Genomic DNA, 19,053 nt, shown 5'->3' with positions numbered 1-19,053 from the left:
CGACGGCCGGCGGCACCTCGCTCACGCGAAGTACACGCCGCCCACCACGACCACGATCGCCGCCACCACGAACAGCAGGATCCACAGCGCCAACTTGCCGAGCCCGGGCGGCGGTTCGTACTCGCGGGGCTCCTGGCCGGGCGTGCTCACCGGTCCGTCACCACCGCGGCCTGCGGGCGGATCGGGAGCCGGTTCACCGGACGGCCCGTGGCCGCGCGCACGGCGGATGCGACGGCCGCCGGTGACGTGACCACCGGTACCGCGCTGGCCGCCTTCGCGCCGAACGGGGCGACCACGTCCCGCTCCTCGACGAGCTTGACGATCCGGATCTCCGGCGCGTCCAGGGCCGTCGGCAGGGCGTACCCCGTCAGGTCCGGGTGGCGGATCAGCCCGCGCGCGCTGCGCAGGTTCTCGGTCAGCGCTATCCCGACGCCCTGGGTGACGCCCGCTTCGATACGGGCCTCCAGCTGGGCCGGGTTGAGGATCCGGCCCACGTCCTGGGCGAGCGCCAGCTCGACCACGCGCACCGAGCCGAGTTCGATGTCGACGTCGACCACCGCGCGGATCGCGCAGAACGCCATGCCGACGAAGGCGTCGCCCTGGCCGATCTCGTTGAGGGGTTCCGTGGGATGCGGGCGGCACTGGGCGGTGGCCCACAGTTCCTTGCCGTCCATGGCCTCGGTGACGGTCGTCGACAGGACGCCGTCGTACGAGGTGATCTTGCCGTCGGTGATCTGGAGCAGTTCGGTGGACATGCCGAACTTGTGCGCCAGGGGCTGGAGGAGCTGGGTGCGGACCATCTTGGCCGCGCGTTCCACGGCGCCGCCCGAGACCCAGGTGTGGCGGCCGCGGCAGCCCGGCCCCGCGGGGGGCTGGTCGGTGTCGACGGGTGCCACGTGGACCTCGTCGATGCCGAGCGTCTCCTGGACGATCTGGCGGGCCAGCGTGGTGAAGCCCTGGCCGGTCTCGACGGCCGCGCAGAGCACCGTCGCGACGCCGTCCTGGACGCGTACGGTCGCCGTGGAGACCTCGTCCGCGCCCTCGGCGCCGAGCATGTGCACCATGCCGAGGCCGTAGCCGACGCCCCGGCGGATCGCGCCCGGTTCGCCCGCGCCCTCGGGGCCGCCGGGCAGCAGCCACTCGTCCTCGGGGGTGTCCTTGGGCAGCGCGGGCAGCGGGAAGTCCCGTACCGCCTGGAGCAGTTCGGCGACCGGGGCCGGGCAGGTCACGGTCTGGCCGGTCGGGAGTACGTCCCCGGTGGCGAGGGCGTTGCGCAGGCGCAGTTCCGCCGGGTCGACGCCCAGCTTCTTGGCCAGCTTGTCCATCTGCGCCTCATAGGCGGCGCACACCTGCATCGCGCCCTCGCCACGGACGTGGCCGGAGGGCGGGTTGTTGGTGCGGACGGCCCAGCCCTCGATGAAGGCGTTCGGGACGACGTAGGGCCCGCAGGCGAAGCCCACGGCGGCGGCCAGGGCCTCCGAGGAGGTGTCGGCGTAGGCGCCCGAGTCGAGCAGGATCTGCGCCTCGACCTTCACCAGCTTGCCGTCGGCGTCGGCGTGGTGGCGGTATCTCAGCAGCGTGGGATGACGGTGGACGTGGCCGAGGAAGGACTCCTCGCGCGTGGCCGTCAGTTTGACCGGGCAGCCGGTCTTGAGCGCGAGCAGGCCGAGCGGGAGCTGGAAGCCCTGGTCCTCGCGGTCGGCGGTGGCGCCCGGGACGCCGGTGACGACGACCTTGACGCGCTCGGGCTCCAGGCCGTAGCAGGCGGCGGCCGTGTCGCGGTCGCCGTGCGGGTCGGTGGAGGCGAGGTAGAGCTCGACGCCGCCGTCGGGGCGGGGCACGGCGAGTCCTGCCTCGGCGCCGATGGGGGCGGGGTCCTGGCGGCCGATGCGGTACTGGCCCTCGACGACGATCTCGCCGGTCGCGGCGGGGTCGCCGTGCTGGAGCGGGATGTGCCGGACCAGGTTGCCGTCGGGGTGCAGCGGCTCCGCCTCGAAGGCCTGTTCCGGGTCGGTGACCGGGTCGAGCACCTCGTACTCGACGATGACGGCGGCCGCGGCCATGCGCGCGGTGTCGGGGTGGTCGGCGGCGACGGCCGCGATGGGCTCGCCGTGGTGGCGGACGACCTCGGAGGCGAAGACCGGGCGGTCGGCACGGCCGCGGCCGTGGACCGGGCTGCCGGGCACGTCCTCGTGGGTGACGACCGCGCGGACTCCGGGCATCTCACGCGCGTGGGAGGTGTCGATGGACACGATGCGCGCGTGCGCGTGCGGGGAGCGCAGGACGGCCGCCCACAGCAGGCCCTCGGCCCACAGGTCGGCCGCGTAGGGGAAGGTTCCCTCGGTCTTCGCGCGCGCGTCGGCGGCCGGCAGGGAGACGCCGATGCCGTGCGGAATCGGCTCGGGGGCGGGTGCTGCTGCCTCCGCGGCGGTGGTCGCGGTGGCGGCTTCGTTGCTCACGCCTGGCCTCCGTCCTGTCCCTGTCCGTACGCCTGCTCATGTGATCCGGCGGCGCCCGGGAACCCCGGCGAGTCGAACGCCGAGAGGTGGACACCGCCGGCCCCGGGGCCGGCCTGGTGCGGAATACGTGCCTCGTCGCCGTCCGTCTCAGCGTCGCCCTTCGCGTGGGCATCGCGCTCGGCGACGACTTCCTTGACGGCGTCGACGACGCCCCGGTAGCCGGAGCAGCGGCAGAGGTTGCCGCACAGCGCCTGGCGGGTCTCCAGCTCGGTGGGCGCGGGGTTGCCCTCCAGGAGGTCGTGCACGGTCATCGCCATGCCGGGTACGCAGAAGCCGCACTGCACGGCGCCGCACCGGGCGAGCGCCCGCTGCACGTCCGAGGGCCGGCCGTCCTCGGCGAGTCCCTCGACGGTACGGACCTCGCTGCCGGCTGCGGTCACGGCGGGCACCAGGCAGGAGGCGACGAGCCGTCCGTCGACCTGGACGTTGCACGCCCCGCACTCGCCCTGCGAGCAGCCGTCCTTGGCGCCGGCGAGTCCGAGCCGCTCGCGCAGCACGTAGAGCAGCGACTCGCCGATCCAGGCGTCGGTGACGGGGCGGTCGACGCCGTTGACGCGCAGGACGTAGGAGGCGAGGGGGTGTTCCTCACCGGGGAACGAGGTGGCCGGCTCGTCCTGGTTCTCGTCGGAGTCGCTCGCGTGCCCCTCGGCCGCTTCCGGCACCGGTTCGTCGTCGCCCGCGGCCGGAGTGTGCTCGGAACCGGGCTCGTCGGGGCCGTCAGCGGCTTCTACGGCCTCTTCGGCGTCCTCGGGGGCACTGGGGGCCGCCGATGCCTCACCGGGGCCGGGTGAGGGCTGTGAGGCGGCCGCGGAGGGGCCGTCCCGGTAGGGCTCGGCGAGAGCGATGCCGTGGCCGTCGGTGTCGGTGTGCGGCTGCGCGAGAGCGATGCCGTGGCCATGGGTGTCGGTGTGCTGCTGCGTGCGGTCCTGGGCCGCCTCGGGAGCCACCTCGTCCGGCTCGGGCCGCTGCGGGGCGTCGGCGACCGCGGGGCTTCCGGGATGCGCGGCGGACGGCATGTGCGCGTCACCGGCCGGGCCACCGTGCGGGGCGTCGGCCTCGCCGCCCGGTGCCTCGCCGGCGGGCACGTGCGCGTGGCCGTCGCCGACCGGGCCGTTGTGACCGTCGCCGACCGGACCGCCGTAGCCGCCGTCGAAGCCGCCGTCGAAGCCGCCGGAGTGCCCGTCGCCGTGCGGCAGGTGCGGGTGCCGTGCCCCGGCCGGTCCGCCGTGTTCGGGTCCCGCTCCCGGGCCGTCCTGGGGCTGGTCCCCCCACGGCTGCGCGGGCTGGGTCGCCCAGGGCGCGGACGCACCGCCCGGCAGGGTCGCCGGCGGGGTGCCGCCCCACTGCTCGACCAGGGACGACGTGGTGAACTCGCCCGATTCATCCGGGAGCTCGCCGCCGGCGACGGGGATCGACCACTGGCCGGTGACGTCATGGCCCGGCGCGGGCGCGGCCGCGGTGTCCTCTACGTGCCACTGCTGGGTGGTCGCGGGGTTGTACGTGAACTGCCCGGTCTGGCCCTGCGGCAGGGTGCTCGGGTCGGGCCACTGCGCGCCCTCGGCGGGTACGGCCCAGCCGCCCGTGCCCGCCGGGTCGGTCCCGTCGCCCGGCGCGGACGTTATCCGCGGCGGCACATAACCGTGGCCGGGTGCGGCCAGCGGGCTGTCGGCGGAGGCCAGGAGGGCGTCGATGCCCCCTTCGGGGAGCTTCACGAAGGCGGTCGCGCCGTCGTCGTAGTCCCCCTGGGGCAGCGGGTCCCAGCGGCCGGCGGCCCGGGGCGTGCCCTCTCCGTGCTGGTCGTCGGTCACGACAGTGCCCTCCCCAGTGCTCGTCGGGCCAGCGCGGCGACGGTGCGCCGCAGGTGCAGTACTGCGGGCGGATGCTGCGGCACGGAGCCGTCCGGGCCCGGTGCCGGGTCGGGGATGCAGGCCGCGGCGACGTACTCGCCGAAGGCCTCCAGGGCCTCCGGGACGATCGCGCGGTTGTTGTCCCAGTCGATGAGCCGGGCGACCCACTGCTCGGCGTCCAGGGGGCGCAGCGGCATCGGCGCTATGGCACCGACGGCGCACCTGACCCCGCGCCGGGCCGGGTCGAGGACCAGCGCGACGGAGGCCATCGCGCGGCCCGGTCCGGTGCGTCCGGTGACCTTGAGGAAGACCTGCGGGGCGTGCAGCAGCGGCACGCGCACGAAGCCGATGAGTTCACCGGCGCGCAGCATCTCCATGCCGGCCAGCAGGTGCGAGACCGGCATCTCGCGGCGGGCTCCGTCGGGGCCCGCGATGATCAGCGTGGCTTCGAGGGCGGCGAGGACGGGCAGTGCGTCGCCCGTGGGGGCCGCCGAGGCGATGTTGCCGCCCAGGGTGCCCGCGTTGCGGATCTGCGGCGGGCCCGCGGCGCGGGCGGCGGCGGCGAGCGCGGGGATGAGGGCGGCGAAGTCGGGGCGGCCCATACGCGCGTGGGTGAGTCCGGCGCCGAGCAGGGCGTGCCCGTCCTGGTACTGCCAGCCGCGGATCTCGCTGATGCGGCCGAGGCCGACGAGGGCGGCGGGCCTGAGCTGTCCGGAGTTGACGGCGGCCATCAGGTCGGTGCCGCCGGCGACGGGCACGGCGGCGGGCATGGCGGTGAGGGCCGCCACGGCCTCGTCCAGCGTCGTGGGCAGCGTGACGGCCTGCGCCGCCTGCGGTGTGTGCGTGGTCAAACCGGCTGCCCCTTCCCGCTGCCCCACCTGGCCCTGCCTGTTGCTGCCGTACGGTACGTGCTGACAGGGCGGACGTGGCAACTCTGGCACATCTTCGCAACACCCGAAGACAGGGGTCCGCTAGGAGGCGTTCGGCGGCATTCGCCCACCCCACCAGGGGGATGGTCCGTTTTCATCCCGGATCGCCCGCACATGACGATTGACACTCTTCGGTGACTCTTGAGGTCTTTTTCCCCTACCTGTTCGGGGGCGCCCCCTCGATGGGCCGGCCGAGCACACCGGGCCGTTTCTGCCACGGCAGCGGCCCCGTGGGCGGCCGGTAGCCGACGCCCAGGGCGTCGAGTCGCTCGTAGTGCGCGGCCATCCGCCGCTCGAAGTCGGCGAAGTCCCGTTCCGCGGGGGCGGGCAGAGGACTCCAGGCCACTTCGGCGAAGGCCGCCAGCCGGGGGAAGGTCTGGTAGTCGACGCGCCCCTGGTCCTCCATCGCCTCGGTCCACACGTTGGCCTGCGCGCCGAGGACGTGCGCGGTCTCCTCGGGCGTCAACTCCGGTGGAACGGGCTCGAACCGATAGACGTCCTCCAGGGTGCGGACGTAGGCGATGGGGACCGGTTCGTCCGCGCCCGCGTCCTGCCGGTAGTCCAGGTACACCTGCTGCTCGGGGCACATGACGACGTCGTGGCCCGCGCGGGCGGCCGCGATGCCGGCCGCGTAGCCGCGCCAGGACGAGACCGCCGCGCCTTCGGCCAGCCCGCCCTCCAGGATCTCGTCCCAGCCGATGAGCCTGCGCCCGCGCGCGGTCAGCCACTTGTCGAAGTGTCCGATGAACCAGGACTGCAACTCGTCCTCGTCCGCGAGGCCGAGTTCCTCGATCCGGGCCTGGACGAGGGGCGACTCCCGCCACTGCTCCTTGGCGCATTCGTCGCCGCCGATGTGAATGAACTCGGAGGGGAACAGCTCCAGCAGTTCCTCGAACACGCCCTCGTAGAAGCGCAGGGTGTTGTCAGTGGGGGCGAGTACGTTCAAAGAGATGCCCCAGTTGTCCCAGACCGTGAGGGAGGACGTGTCGATGACGTCGGTGTTGCCGAGTTCCGGGTACGCGGCGATGGCGGCCTGCGAGTGTCCGGGCACGTCGATTTCGGGGACCACGGTGATATGCCGCTCGGCCGCGTAGGCGACGATCTCCCGGATGTCGTCCTGGGTGTAGAAGCCCCCGTGCGGCTTCTCCTCCCACAGCGGCGAGGCCCGGTGGCCGAATTTGGTACGCGCCCGCCATGAGCCCACCTCGGTGAGCCGGGGGTACCTCTTGATCTCGATCCGCCAGCCCTGGTCGTCCGTCAGGTGGAAGTGGAAGACGTTGAGTTTGTGCGCGGCCATCAGGTCGAGGTGGCGCAGGACTCCGTCCTTGGGCGTGAAGTGCCGGGACACGTCGAGCATGAGGCCCCGCCAGCGGAATCGGGGAGCGTCGCCGATGGTGACCGGGGGCACCTCCCGGGCGCGCTCGGAGGTGATGGGGGCCCGGCGGAAGGCGGCGGGGCCGAGCAGCTGACGGAAGGTCTGGGCGCCGTAGAACAGGCCCTCCCGGCCGGCCCCGTCGATGACGACGGCGTGCTCGTCCACGGTGAGGCGGTACGCCTCGGGGGTGCCGAGTTCGTCGGCGAGGGACGGCGTGATCCGCAGCAGGATGCGGCTCGCGCCGGAGGCGTACGGCTCCAGCGGCAGGCCCGTCGCCGCGCCGACCGTGGTGCGCAGCCAGCGGGCCACGCCCGCGGCGCCCGGGCCGGCCTCGATCTCGGTGTCCTCGTCGAGGACGAACGGCCGCCCGCCGGGGGCGCCGACGCTCGACGGCGCCGGAATCAGTGAGGTCACGTCAGTCCTTAACCGCTCCGCCCAGTCCCGAGACCAGGCGTCGCTGTACGAGTACGAAGAACACCAGCACCGGAATCGTCATCACCGTCGACGCGGCCATGACCCCTCCCCAGTCCGGCTCGTCCGGCTTGAAGAAGACCAGCAGGGCCATGGGCAGAGTGGACTGCGAAGTGTCGCTGATGATGAACGACTTGGCGAAGAGGAAATCGTTCCAGGCCGAGATGAACGAGAACACGCTCGTGGCCACCAGACCGGGAAGGACGAGCGGGAAGAGAATCTGCCACAGGAATCGCGCGCGGCTCGCCCCGTCGATGTACGCGGCCTCCTCCAAAGCCTCCGGTACGCCCTTCACGAACCCCCTCAGCATCCAGATCGCGAAGGGCAGCGAGAAGGCGATGCGGGGCAGGATCAACGAGCCCAGCGTGTTCAGCAGACCGAAGTCCCGCATCTGGAAGAACAAGGGGATCGTGAGGGCCTCCACGGGCACCGTCTGGGCCACCAGAAACATGACCAGCAAGGTGGTCCGGAAGCGGAACCGGAATCGTGTCACCGCGGTCGCGGCGAGAAACGCGATCAGTGCCGAGACGATCACGACACTGCACGCGACGACAAGGCTGTTGACGAAATACCGACCGGTAGTCGAGGCCGCGGACGCCGACGTGGAACGGCAAGCCGTAGATCCTGCCGTCCACGGTGACCGAGGTCTTCGCGGTGGGGTCGGTGTCCTTGACCTCGCTCCAGCCTGCGAACTCCATGCTGACGTCCAGGAGTCCGCCGTCCTTCATTGCCGGTCTTCTCGTCCTTGCCGGAGGAGGAGTTGGAGGAGGTCTGGGGTGCGCAGGCGGCGGTGGCCAGCACGGTCGCCAGGGTGACGAGTCGGACGGACAGCTTCATGGAGGACCCCTCCGCTAGTGCATTGCACCATGCGCAATGAACGTTTCACTGTGCACAACACAACGGAGGCCGAGGATAGGGAGTACATGAACATGTCCACAAGAGGTCTCAACCACTTCGTGACCAGAGGACGCGAAAGCCCCCGGGAGGCGCCGAACGCATCCCGGGGGCTCGCGAAACCCAGGTGTGACTCAGGTGGAACTTAAAGCGGGAACGGCTACTTGTCGCCGTCCTTGTCGTCGTCCCCGGAACCCATGGACTCGTAGATCTCCTTGCACATGGGACACACGGGGTACTTCTTGGGATCGCGACCGGGCACCCACACCTTGCCGCACAGCGCCACGACGGGCGTGCCGTCGAGGGCGCTCGCCATGATCTTGTCCTTCTGGACGTAATGGGCGAAGCGCTCGTGGTCGCCGTCGCCGTGGGAAGTCTGCGGCGTGGGCTCGACGAGGGTCCCCGTACCAGTCCCGCGCTCGGGCTCGAGAGTGCTCATACGACCAAGGGTACTGAAGCTCACGTGACTCCTCCCCCACCTAAAGGGTGGGGGCTTCTCGCTATGCCCGGTTGGCGTCGCGACGGACCAGCCCGGCCCGTAGAACGTTCAGAGCGCCCACCGTGTCCGCGTGCGTACTGTGGCCGCACGAGACGCAAGCGAACTTCTCCTGGGTGGGCCGGTTCTCCGCTGAGACGTGCCCGCATTCGGGGCAGGTTCGGGAGGTGTTGCGGGGGTCCACGGCGATCACTTCTCGTCCGGCGCTTTCAGCCTTGGCGTGCAGGACCGTCAGGAACACCCCCCATCCGGCATCCGAGATCGAGTGGTTGAGTCCGGCCTTCGCCGCCGCGCCGTTGGGTAGGAAGGTGCCCGGCGTCTCGGGGTCGGGCTTGGGGGTGGGGGCCTTGACCATGTTGCTGATCTTGAGGTCTTCGTGCGCGATGAAGTCATGCTGACGTACGAGGTCGGGGAACCAAACCCCGATATTCGTAACGGCCGCCACGTCACTCATGACCTCCACGCACACTTGGTGCTTGTCACCAAGTATCGCAAAGACGTCTTCGATCACGACATGCTGAAGCGGTGCGAGGAGATCATGCGGGAGGTGTGCGGCAGCTTCGAGACCGAACTACTGGAGTTCAACGGAGAGGCCGATCACGTCCACCTGCTCGTGCACTACCCGCCGAAGATCGCCCTGTCGAAGCTGATCAACAGCTTGAAGGGAGTCAGCTCCCGCTACCTGCGCGCCGAGTACACCGGTCCCGCTCCTACTTCGCCGGATCGTGCGGCGGCGCACCACTCAGCGTCGTCCGTCCGTACATCGAGGGCCAGAAGCGGCCCACGTGACCGTCACCGAAGATGCGCAGCGAACTCCAGCGCTGCGCGCCTCCGGTCGAGGATGCGTTTCCCTCCCCGGCTGAAGCCACGGATACCCACGCAAGATCGGGGATGGATCAGTTCAGCGAAGGGTCGTCCGGATACGTGGCCACCATCGCGAGCTCGTTGCGCTGGCGGCGCAGGACCTCGCGCCACAGCCTCTCCGGGGCCGGGGAGGACACGTCGCCCGGTTCCGACTCGACGACGTACCAGGCGCCCTCCACCAGCTCGTCCTCCAGCTGACCGGGGCCCCAGCCGGCGTAACCGGCGAAGATGCGCAGACTGCCGAGGGCCGAGGCGAGCAGCTCCGGCGGGGCCTCCAGGTCGACAAGGCCGATCGCGCCGTGCACTCTGCGCCAGCCCAGCGGGGCCCCGTCGACGGCCCCGCCCCCGGGGATGACGGCGACCCCCAGCGCCGAGTCCAGGGAGACCGGGCCGCCCTGGAAGACGACACCGGGTTCGCCCGCGAGCTCGGCCCAGCCCTCCAGGATGTCGCCGACGTCCACCGGGGTGGGCCGGTTGAGGACGACGCCGAGGGAGCCCTCCTCGTCGTGGTCGAGAAGGAGCACCACCGCTCGGTCGAAGTTCGGGTCCGCCAGGGCGGGCGTTGCCACGAGCAACCGCCCTGTGAGCGAGGACACCTCGGTCATGCCAGACATGATCCCGCATCTTCCCTCCGCGTGGGGAGGCAATGCCGCTACGGCAGTGGATGCAGCTCAGAGCGCAACGATGCGCCCCACGCGCACGCCCGGCGCCGGTGACCCCATGTGCCCGACAGGGGACGGCACGTGTTGTGACACAGCTATGACGTGACTGAGCGGCACTTGGGCTTACAGAAGGGGGGTGGGCGGCGATTACCCTTGTCCCTTCCGGCCCCTGCCCGACTCATCGGAACGCGAGATACATGACCGTCAACGGCTCTGACGACGTACTGCTTGTCCACGGCGGAACCCCGCTGGAGGGCGAGATCCGTGTCCGCGGTGCGAAGAACCTCGTACCGAAGGCCATGGTCGCCGCCCTTCTGGGCAGCGAGCCGAGTCGACTGCGCAACGTTCCGGACATCCGTGACGTGCGCGTCGTACGCGGTCTGCTGCAATTGCACGGGGTGACGGTCCGTCCGGGTGAGGAACCGGGCGAGCTGGTGATGGACCCGACGCATGTCGAGAGCGCCAACGTCGCTGACATCGATGCCCACGCGGGTTCCTCGCGGATCCCGATCCTCCTGTGCGGTCCCCTGCTGCACCGCCTGGGACACGCCTTCATCCCCGGTCTCGGCGGCTGCGACATCGGCGGCCGGCCCATCGACTTCCACTTCGAGGTGCTGCGGCAGTTCGGCGCGACGATCGAGAAGCGCGCGGACGGGCAGTTCCTGGAGGCGCCGCGGCGGCTTCGGGGTACGAAGATCACGCTGCCGTACCCGTCCGTCGGCGCGACCGAGCAGGTCCTGCTGACGGCCGTCCTCGCCGAAGGTGTCACCGAGCTCTCCAACGCCGCGGTCGAGCCGGAGATCGAGGACCTGATCTGCGTCCTGCAGAAGATGGGCGCCATCATCGCGATGGACACCGACCGGACCATCCGCGTCACGGGCGTGGACCGGCTCGGCGGCTACAACCACCGCGCCCTGCCGGACCGCCTGGAGGCCGCCTCCTGGGCGTCCGCCGCGCTGGCGACCGAGGGCAACATCTACGTCCACGGCGCCCAGCAGCGCTCGATGATGACGTTCCTGAACACCTACCGGAAGGTGGGCGGTGCCTTCGAGATCGACGACCAGGGCATCCGGTTCTGGCACCCCGGCGGCCAGTTGAAGTCCATCGCGCTGGAGACGGACGTGCACCCGGGCTTCCAGACGGACTGGCAGCAGCCGCTGGTGGTCGCCCTCACCCAGGCCACCGGCCTGTCGATCATCCACGAGACGGTGTACGAGTCCCGCCTGGGCTTCACCTCCGCGCTCAACCAGATGGGTGCTCACATCCAGCTCTACCGCGAGTGCCTGGGCGGCTCGAACTGCCGCTTCGGCCAGCGCAACTTCCTGCACTCGGCGGTCGTCTCGGGACCCACCAAGCTCCAGGGCGCCGACCTGGTCATCCCCGACCTCCGCGGCGGCTTCTCGTACCTGATCGCGGCGCTGGCGGCCCAGGGCACGTCCCGCGTCCACGGCATCGACCTCATCAACCGCGGCTACGAGAACTTCATGGAGAAGCTCGTCGAGCTGGGCGCGAAGGTGGAGCTGCCGGGCAAGGCACTCGGCTGACAGGTTCCCGCACACGACGATGGGGCGGCCACCCGGTACCGGGTGGCCGCCCCATTGACGTTACCGAGACGTGTACGTCGTCCCGAGACGCACCGTCGGACCTACTTGCCCTTGGCGGCTTCCTTGAGCTTGCTGCCCGCCGAAACCTTGACGCTGTAGCCGGCCGGGATCTGGATCGGGTCACCGGTCTGCGGGTTGCGCGCGGTGCGAGCGGCACGGTGCGTGCGCTCGAAGGTCAGGAAGCCGGGGATGGTGACCTTCTCGTCGCCCTTGGCGACGATCTCGCCGACGGTCTCGGCGAACGCGGCCAGAACGGCGTCGGCGTCCTTGCGGGTCACCTCGGCGCGGTCGGCCAGCGCGGCCACCAGCTCACTGCGGTTCATGTTGTTACTCCCGTGTTCTTCTTGCCGTTGGGGTGTGCCACGCGGCGGGGCCGCACACGAGGCACAGCGAAGCCGATGCGCTCGCGCCCAGGGACGCATCCTGCCCCTACCTGCTGCGGGAAAGCCAATCCGGCACCCGTAGGACTCGTATGACCACCCTAGGGGGTCACACGAACAGAGGCCTGGGCGTGGCGCCACCCTAGAGGGTGCCGCGAAGCGCCCGGTTCCGCGACGCGCCGGGCCGGAGGACCGCCGTGGCAATCCTCACAGCCGAACAAACATACGACGTCCACTGTAGACGCGGAACCGGAGCCGTGGACGGGGGCCCTACGCCGTCGCGCCCGCGGCCTTCGCCGCGTCCCGCACCGCACCCGCCACCGCGCCCGCGACCTTGTCGTTGAAGACGCTCGGGATGATGTAGTTCGGGTTCAGCTCGTCCTCGGTGACGACGTCCGCCAGAGCCTTCGCGGCCGCGAGCATCATCTCCGTGTTGACCGTGCGGGACTGGGCGTCCAGCAGACCGCGGAAGACACCCGGGAAGACCAGCACGTTGTTGATCTGGTTCGGGAAGTCGGACCGCCCGGTGGCCACGACGGCCGCCGTCTGACGGGCGATCGCCGGGTCGACCTCGGGGTCGGGATTCGCGAGCGCGAACACGATCGCGTCCTCGGCCATGGCGGCCACGTCGGTGCCGTCCAGGACGTTGGGGGCCGAGACACCGATGAAGACGTCGGCGCCCCGGACGGCCTCCTTCAGGGTCCCGGTCAGGTTCTCGGGGTTGGTGTTGTCGGCGATCCAGCGCAGCGCCGAGCCCTGGGCGGCGTCGACGAGGTCCTCGCGGCCGGCGTGCACGACGCCGTGGATGTCGGCGACGACGGCGTTCTTGACGCCGGCGGCGATCAGCAGCTTGAGGATGGCCGTACCGGCCGCGCCGGCACCGGACATGACGACCCGGATGTTCTCAATGGCCTTGCCTGCGACGCGAAGTGCGTTCGTCAGGGCGGCGAGGACGACGATCGCGGTGCCGTGCTGGTCGTCGTGGAAGACGGGGATGTCGAGGGCCTCGCGCAGCCGGGCCTCGATCTCGAAGCAGCGCGGCGCGGAGATGTCCTCGAGGTTGATGCCGGCGAACCCGGGGGCGATCGCCTTGACGATCTCTACGATCGCGTCGGTGTCCTGGGTGTCCAGGCACAGCGGCCAGGCGTCGATGCCGGCGAAGCGCTTGAAGAGGGCCGCCTTGCCCTCCATGACCGGGAGGGCGGCCTTGGGGCCGATGTTGCCCAGGCCCAGCACGGCCGAGCCGTCCGTCACGACCGCAACGGAGTTGCGCTTGATGGTGAGGCGGCGCGCGTCCTCGGGGTTCTCGGCGATCGCCATGCACACGCGGGCCACACCCGGCGTGTAGATCATCGAGAGGTCGTCACGGTTGCGGATGGGGTGCTTCGACGCCATCTCAATCTTGCCGCCGAGGTGCATCAGGAAGGTTCGGTCGGAGACCTTGCCGAGCGTGACGCCCTCGATGCCGCGCAGCTGCTGGACGATCTCGTCGGCGTGCGCGGTGGAGGACGCGGCGATGGTGACGTCGATGCGGAGCTTCTCGTGGCCGGACGCGGTCACGTCGAGGCCGGTCACCGAGCCTCCGTGGGACTCTACGGCCGTGGTGATCTGGGAGACCGCGGTTCCGCTCGCGGGCACCTCCAGCCGGACCGTAATCGAGTAGGAGACGCTGGGCGCCGTTGCCATGGCCGACTTCCTCTGCTTTCACTCAGGTTTACCGCGCAGTGTCCGCGCCGATCGCCCCCGACGAGTTGCTTTTTTGCTGGGGGTCCGGGGGTTATCCCCCGGGAAGACGCAGCCACCTGTGGTGCTGATGCCGTCCGATGGTCGCACCTACTGATGAGTAGGCGTTAGCCGCACAGGATTGCGGACTTTTTGTTCACGGAGCGGTTCATGCGAAAGAGGCCCACATCACATGGATGTGGGCCTCTCACCAGGTCAATGACACCGACCCGCCATGCTCGCCTCGCGGCAAGTGGTCGCTCGTGGCGACGAAGGTTGGGCCCGGGGGCTTGGATCGGGCCGGTGTCACGTCCAGGCTAACAAACGGATCCCGAAAGACCATTCCCGTGCGGAGAGTTCAATCTCTCAGCAGATCCGGCACGCCCTCCCCGTCCGGCTGGTCCCGGTCCGCCGAGACGACCGTGAGCTGCTGGGTGGCCCGGGTGAGGGCGACGTAGAGCACCCGCAGTCCGGCCGGCGACTCGTCGGCGATCTCGGCCGGGGAGACGACGACCGTCGCGTCGTACTCCAGTCCCTTGGCCTCCAGGCTGCCGAGCGCGACCACCCGCTCGCCGAGTCCGGTGAGCCAGCGGGCCGCCTCCTCGCGCCGGTTCATGGCGACGACGACGCCGACGGTGCCGTCGACGAGGCCGAGGAGCCGGGCGGCCTCCTCGCGGACGGTCTCGCCGAGCGACTTGCGTACGACGGTGAAGCGGGGCTCGACGCCCGTGGACCGTACGGCCGAGGGGGACGCGGCGCCGGGCATGGCCAGTGCCAGCACCTTCGCCGCGAGCTCGGCGATCTCGGAGGGGTTGCGGTAGTTCACCGTCAGCTCGAAGCGGCGGCGGGGCCGGGAGCCGAGGGCCTCGTCGCGGGCCTCGGCGGCCTCGTCGGGGTCGGACCAGGAGGACTGGGCGGGGTCTCCCACGACCGTCCAGGTGGCGTGCCGGCCGCGGCGGCCGACCATGCGCCACTGCATGGGTGTGAGGTCCTGGGCCTCGTCGACGATGACATGGGCGTACTCGACCCGCTCCTGGGCGAGCCGCTCGGCCCGCTCGCGCTGCGACTCCTCACGGACCGGCATCAGCTCCTCCAGGCCGGTGAGCTGGTCGAGCGGGTCCAGTTCGCGCCTCTTGCGCGGGCGGGCGGGGGCGCCGAGGACCGCCTGGAGCTCGTCGAGCATGGCGATGTCGTGCACGGTCAGGCCGTCCCGCCTGAGCGAGCGGGCGACCCTGCGGACCTCGCCGGGGTTGAGGATCCGGCGGGCCCAGCGCCCCAGGCGCCGCTCGTCGGCCATGGCGGCGAGAACGGTCTTCGGGGTGAGCTCGGGCCACCAGGCGTCGAGGAACTCGATGAAGCTGTCCTCGGAGGTGATGTCCTCGTCGAACGACGACCGCAGCTCGGCGGCCAGCTCCGGATCGGTGTGCCGGCCCCCCGCCCCGGACCGCGCCCACAGCGCGTCCAGGAGCAGCTTGCGGGCCCGGGGCCGCAGCAGGTTCACCGGCGCGGTGCCGCTGAGCGCGTTGCGGCGGATGCGTTCCAGCTCGTCCGCCTCCAGTTCGAGCCGCCGCCCGAAGGCGACGACGCGCAGGCGGGTGGGGGGTCCGGACGGGGGCTGCGGGGATACGGCGGTGGCGGTGCCGTTCTCGTCTCCGGTACCGCCGTCGGAGGCATCGAAGTCCCCGAAGGCGAGTTGCCCGGAGTCGGGCCGTCCGGAACCCGCCGCCCTCCCGCGTGCCGGGCCACCCGCCGGCCTCGCGGAACGGCCCGAGCCGGCGTGCGCCGGGTGGTCCCCGGCGCCCGTACCGCCCGCGCCCAGTTCCAGCACTCCCCGTGCCGCCTTCCGCAGCACCTTCAGCATCCGGTACGAGCCCTTGGCGCGGGCCACCGCCGGGGAGTCGTACAGGGTGGCCTCGACGCCGTCGACCAGGGAGCCGATCGCGCGGATGGCGACCTGGCCCTCCTCGCCGAGGGACGGCAGGACGCCCTCGGTGTAGGCGACCAGCAAGGGGGTGGGCGAGACGATGAGGATGCCGCCGGAGTACCGGCGGCGGTCCTGGTAGAGGAGGTACGCGGCGCGGTGCAGGGCCACGGCGGTCTTGCCGGTGCCGGGGCCGCCCTCGACATACGTCACGGACGCGGCGGGGGCGCGGATGACCAGGTCCTGCTCGGCCTGGATGGAGGCGACGATGTCCCGCATTGTGTGGCTGCGGGCCTGGCCGAGCGCGGCCATCAGGGCGCCGTCGCCGATGACGGGCAGTTCGTGGCCGTCGAGGAAGGCCTTGAGCTCGGGGCGCATGAGGTCGTCCTCGACGCCGAGGACCCTGCGGCCCTTGGAGCGGATCACCCGGCGTCGTACGACACGCCCGGGATCCACCGGAGTGGACCTGTAGAAGGGCGCGGCGGCCGGGGCCCGCCAGTCGATGACGAGCGGTGCGTACTCGGAGTCCAGGACCCCGATCCGGCCGATGTGCAGGGTCTCCGCGATGTCGGCGGTGCTGTCCTCGCGGACAGCGCCCTCGGCGGGCTCCACGGCGGTGTAGGCGCCGTCGGGCCCCTTCCTGCCGTCCATGCCGGGGAGCAGGTCGATCCGGCCGAACAGGAAGTCCTCGAACTCGTTGTTGAGCCGGTTGAGGTGGACGCCGGCCCGGAAGACCTGGGCGTCCCGTTCGGCGAGCGCGCCGGGCGTGCCGACCTGGCCACGCTTGGCCGCGTCGTTCATCAGGAACTCCGCCTCGTGGATCTTCTCCTCGAGGCGCCGGTAGACCCGGTCCAGATGTTCCTGTTCGACGCTGATCTCACGGTCCCGGACGGAGTCCTGAACCGAGCCGACCGCAGATGGTTGAGCCTGAGCGGCCACCGGGCCCCCTTCTGACGTGCTGGGCAGCCGTCAACCGTACGCGAAGGGGGCCCCGGCGGGAAGTTACGCGGCGACCTGGACGAGCTTGTTGCCGTCGGAGTCCACGACCTCGAAGTGGTCGATGTCGTTCTGGGCCGGGGCGACCGCGCCGCCGATGTAGAGCGGCTGCTTGGATTCCGGGGTCTTGCCGTTGGGGATGCCGTAGCCCCACTTGCCGACGGACCAGGTGGAGGCCGTCCAGCGCTCACCGTTGGTGCCGACCGCGATCAGGGAGCACTTGAGCGGTCCCTTGACGCCCTTGAGCTCCAGACCCAGCGAGGTGCCCCAGTTCTTCTCCTGCATGGCGACGGTCGCGCTGACGCCGGTGGCGGAGTCGGTCGCGGACACCTTGTCGCTCATGGAATCGAAGAGTTCCTTCGGGGTGGCCGCCAGGACCTGGTTCTGCTTGGCCCCGCCGCCCGAGTCGCCGCCGCTCGCCGCCATCGCGACGAACGGACCGCCGATGATCAGCGCGCCCGCGGCCGCGACCATGTAGAAGCTGCGGCGCCGCTTCTGCGCACGGCGCTCGGCGACCTCGTCCACGAGCTTGTTCACGATCCGCGGACTGGGCTTGGCGGACAGCGACTCCCCGATCGCGGGGGTGCCGGAGCCCGGCAGGTCCGCGAGGGCGGCGAGCATCGGCTCCATGCCGGCGAGCTCGTCGAGCTGTTGCGCGCACCATTCGCAGGTCGCGAGATGGGCCTCGAAGGCGGTCGCCTCGGCGTCGTCGAGGATTCCGAGGGCGTAGGCGCCGACGGTCTCGTGCTCGTTCGGCACCGGAGATCCCATCATGGAGCCAGACATACCCGAACCACCTGTGCCGAATCCCTGGTTACCCCCGTAAACACCCATCACGCTGTCACCCCCCGCTCCTCCAGTGCGAGCTTCATCGACCGCAGGGCGTAGAAGACCCGCGAGCGGACGGTTCCGCTGGGGATGCCCAGTGTCTCGGCCGCCTCGTTGACGGTACGCCCCTTGAAATACGTCTCTACGAGCACCTCCCGGTGGGCCGGGGTCAGGTCGTCGAGCGCATCGGACAACGTCATCAACCACAGCGCCTTGTCGATCTCGTCCTCCGCGGGGATGACCTCCAGCGGCGACGGATCGACCTCCTGCGGCCGGGCCTGCCGGCTGCGGTGGCCGTCGATGACGATGCGCCGGGCGACCGTCACCAGCCAGGGGCGTACCGATCCGGTCGCTCGATTGAGCTGTCCGGCGTTCTTCCAGGCACGGATGAGCGTCTCCTGCACCACGTCCTCGGCTCTTTGGCGGTCACCCGCGACCAACCGGAGGACATACGCAAGGAGAGGCCCGGCGTGCTCCCTGTAAAGGGCACGCATCAGCTCCTCATCAGGTTCCGAGGGCTGGGACATGCGATGTCGGGCCCTCGATCCACGTTCATTGGCCACGACGGAATCCTTGCGCACGCCCACCTCCGATGTCCGGGGGTTCCCCCAGTCGGTCGCTCGACCAGGGGTACGGACGTGGGTTGCCGAGTGTTCAAAGCGCGACGACAGTTTTCTTCTGAGTGACGTGACGAGACAGGACATGCATGCACATTCCCGTCGCGCGATCTTCACATTTCCACCACACGGGCGCGATCACAGCTACGACCCGTGAGGTTGAGCGAGTAAACGAGATGTAATCGAAATCACTTCGACGGCCGCTCCACAGAAGGGACATAACGACCAGTCAGGTGCGCGAGAGTGCCGCGCGCCGACGATGCCGGGCCACCCTTTCCCGGTTCCCGCAGACCTCACTGGAGCACCAGCGCCTCCTGCGTCCCCGTGACGTATCCAGGTACACGATGGGGCAGTTGTCCCCTTCGCACTCTCTGATCCCGGCCCGCGCGACCGGGTCCGTCAGCAGCTCCACGGCGTCCCTCGCGATGGCTCCGAGCAGGGCCGCGCAGCCGGGCGGACCGACCAACTCGCGCACCAGGGCGCCCTCCTGGTCCGGTACCGCGCGCGGGGCGGGTGGCGCGGCGCGGGCGGCGGCGTTGACGTGGGCGAGCGCGAGGCCGTTGCCGTGGCCGGGGGCGCCCCGCACCAACTTCCCGACACATCGCCGCAGTTCACGGAAGCCGACCAGCCAGGAGAGATCCGCGTGGGTCAGGTCCGTCCCCTGCGGCACCAGTCCCGAACCGACGATCCAGGCGCCGAGCACCTCCGTCGAGTCGAGGCGTTCCTCGGGGTGGGTGGTCGCGAGGAGGTCGAGACAGATCCGTCCGGCGTCGAACCGCAGCTCGTACGCGACCGTGGCCGTACCCAGTGCCATGTGCCTGTCACCGCCTAGGGGTGCCCCGGTGGGAAGGGGTCGGTGAGGTGCTTCGAGGCTGTGGGGCTGTTCCGGGGCTCCCTCTAACAGTGCCCTCCCGCCCTCGCCGCCGGA

At 70.7% G+C, this 19,053-nt stretch carries 14 protein-coding genes and 4 pseudogenes; 2 read left to right on the top strand and 16 right to left on the bottom strand.

Annotated features, from left to right (window positions below):
• Window positions 1–21: 21 nt before the first annotated feature.
• From RKD20_RS27045 to RKD20_RS27005, 9 genes and pseudogenes are all read right to left on the bottom strand, one after another.
• Window positions 22–150: a hypothetical protein gene (locus RKD20_RS27045; protein WP_260470535.1), complete on the bottom strand. Its 129-nt coding sequence runs from the start codon at window positions 148–150 to the stop codon at window positions 22–24.
• Window positions 147–2,459 (bottom strand): xanthine dehydrogenase family protein molybdopterin-binding subunit, encoded by a 2,313-nt coding sequence (locus tag RKD20_RS27040; RefSeq protein WP_424879969.1) that lies wholly within the window; start codon window positions 2,457–2,459, stop codon window positions 147–149. The genes RKD20_RS27045 and RKD20_RS27040 overlap by 4 nt, the downstream gene beginning before the upstream one ends.
• A complete protein-coding gene (locus tag RKD20_RS27035) occupies window positions 2,456–4,327 on the bottom strand; it encodes a 2Fe-2S iron-sulfur cluster-binding protein (protein WP_424879968.1) in 1,872 nt (623 codons plus the stop codon). The genes RKD20_RS27040 and RKD20_RS27035 overlap by 4 nt, the downstream gene beginning before the upstream one ends.
• Window positions 4,324–5,217 carry an FAD binding domain-containing protein gene (locus RKD20_RS27030; RefSeq protein WP_424879967.1) on the bottom strand — a complete coding sequence of 298 codons (894 nt, stop codon included), beginning with the start codon at window positions 5,215–5,217 and terminating at the stop codon, window positions 4,324–4,326. The genes RKD20_RS27035 and RKD20_RS27030 overlap by 4 nt, the downstream gene beginning before the upstream one ends.
• A 235-nt stretch (window positions 5,218–5,452) precedes the next feature.
• Window positions 5,453–7,084 carry a beta-N-acetylhexosaminidase gene (locus RKD20_RS27025; RefSeq protein WP_424879966.1) on the bottom strand — a complete coding sequence of 544 codons (1,632 nt, stop codon included), beginning with the start codon at window positions 7,082–7,084 and terminating at the stop codon, window positions 5,453–5,455.
• A gap of 1 nt (window position 7,085) precedes the next feature.
• Window positions 7,086–7,721, bottom strand: a pseudogene (locus RKD20_RS27020) (carbohydrate ABC transporter permease); the annotation flags it as partial.
• A pseudogene (locus RKD20_RS27015) lies at window positions 7,714–7,978 on the bottom strand (hypothetical protein); the annotation flags it as partial. The pseudogenes RKD20_RS27015 and RKD20_RS27020, both read right to left, overlap by 8 nt.
• A gap of 217 nt (window positions 7,979–8,195) precedes the next feature.
• Window positions 8,196–8,474 (bottom strand): DUF3039 domain-containing protein, encoded by a 279-nt coding sequence (locus tag RKD20_RS27010; RefSeq protein ID WP_020121221.1) that lies wholly within the window; start codon window positions 8,472–8,474, stop codon window positions 8,196–8,198.
• A gap of 61 nt (window positions 8,475–8,535) precedes the next feature.
• Window positions 8,536–8,937, bottom strand: a pseudogene (locus tag RKD20_RS27005) (RNA-guided endonuclease InsQ/TnpB family protein); the annotation flags it as partial.
• Here RKD20_RS27005 and tnpA point away from each other — a divergent pair.
• Window positions 8,923–9,320 (top strand): annotated as a pseudogene (gene tnpA, locus RKD20_RS27000) (IS200/IS605 family transposase). The pseudogenes RKD20_RS27005 and tnpA overlap by 15 nt on opposite strands.
• Window positions 9,321–9,427: 107 nt before the next feature.
• On the opposite strand, the gene RKD20_RS26995 reads toward tnpA, so the two are convergent.
• Window positions 9,428–10,000 carry a YqgE/AlgH family protein gene (locus RKD20_RS26995; protein WP_424879965.1) on the bottom strand — a complete coding sequence of 191 codons (573 nt, stop codon included), beginning with the start codon at window positions 9,998–10,000 and terminating at the stop codon, window positions 9,428–9,430.
• 254 nt (window positions 10,001–10,254) lie between these two features.
• Between RKD20_RS26995 and murA the strand changes: the two genes are divergently transcribed.
• Window positions 10,255–11,601, top strand: a complete 1,347-nt coding sequence (gene murA / locus RKD20_RS26990) for a UDP-N-acetylglucosamine 1-carboxyvinyltransferase (RefSeq protein ID WP_020121223.1) — start codon at window positions 10,255–10,257, stop codon at window positions 11,599–11,601.
• Window positions 11,602–11,702: 101 nt separating this feature from the next.
• Here the strand turns inward: murA and RKD20_RS26985 are convergent, their stop codons facing one another.
• The 6 genes from RKD20_RS26985 to RKD20_RS26960 form a co-directional block, all read right to left on the bottom strand.
• Window positions 11,703–11,984: an HU family DNA-binding protein gene (locus RKD20_RS26985; protein WP_007382399.1), complete on the bottom strand. Its 282-nt coding sequence runs from the start codon at window positions 11,982–11,984 to the stop codon at window positions 11,703–11,705.
• Between the two features lie 327 nt (window positions 11,985–12,311).
• Window positions 12,312–13,727: an NAD-dependent malic enzyme gene (locus RKD20_RS26980; protein WP_020121224.1), complete on the bottom strand. Its 1,416-nt coding sequence runs from the start codon at window positions 13,725–13,727 to the stop codon at window positions 12,312–12,314.
• A gap of 394 nt (window positions 13,728–14,121) precedes the next feature.
• On the bottom strand, window positions 14,122–16,623 hold the full coding sequence (locus RKD20_RS26975) for a HelD family protein (RefSeq protein ID WP_424879964.1): 2,502 nt from the start codon (window positions 16,621–16,623) through the stop codon (window positions 14,122–14,124).
• A 63-nt stretch (window positions 16,624–16,686) separates the two neighbouring features.
• Complete coding sequence (locus tag RKD20_RS26970) at window positions 16,687–17,466, bottom strand: anti-sigma factor family protein (protein ID WP_424879963.1); 780 nt, start codon at window positions 17,464–17,466, stop codon at window positions 16,687–16,689.
• Between the two features lie 47 nt (window positions 17,467–17,513).
• Entirely contained in the window at window positions 17,514–18,035 is a 522-nt protein-coding gene (locus RKD20_RS26965) for a sigma-70 family RNA polymerase sigma factor (RefSeq protein ID WP_010039908.1), read from the bottom strand.
• Window positions 18,036–18,354: 319 nt separating this feature from the next.
• Window positions 18,355–18,939, bottom strand: a complete 585-nt coding sequence (locus RKD20_RS26960; RefSeq protein ID WP_424879962.1) for a CGNR zinc finger domain-containing protein — start codon at window positions 18,937–18,939, stop codon at window positions 18,355–18,357.
• Window positions 18,940–19,053 lie beyond the last annotated feature (114 nt).

The organism is Streptomyces sp. SLBN-8D4 (assembly GCF_049739545.1).
Classification (GTDB): Bacteria; Actinomycetota; Actinomycetes; order Streptomycetales; family Streptomycetaceae; genus Streptomyces; species Streptomyces canus_C.
This window is presented reverse-complemented; position numbering and strand designations above follow the sequence as displayed.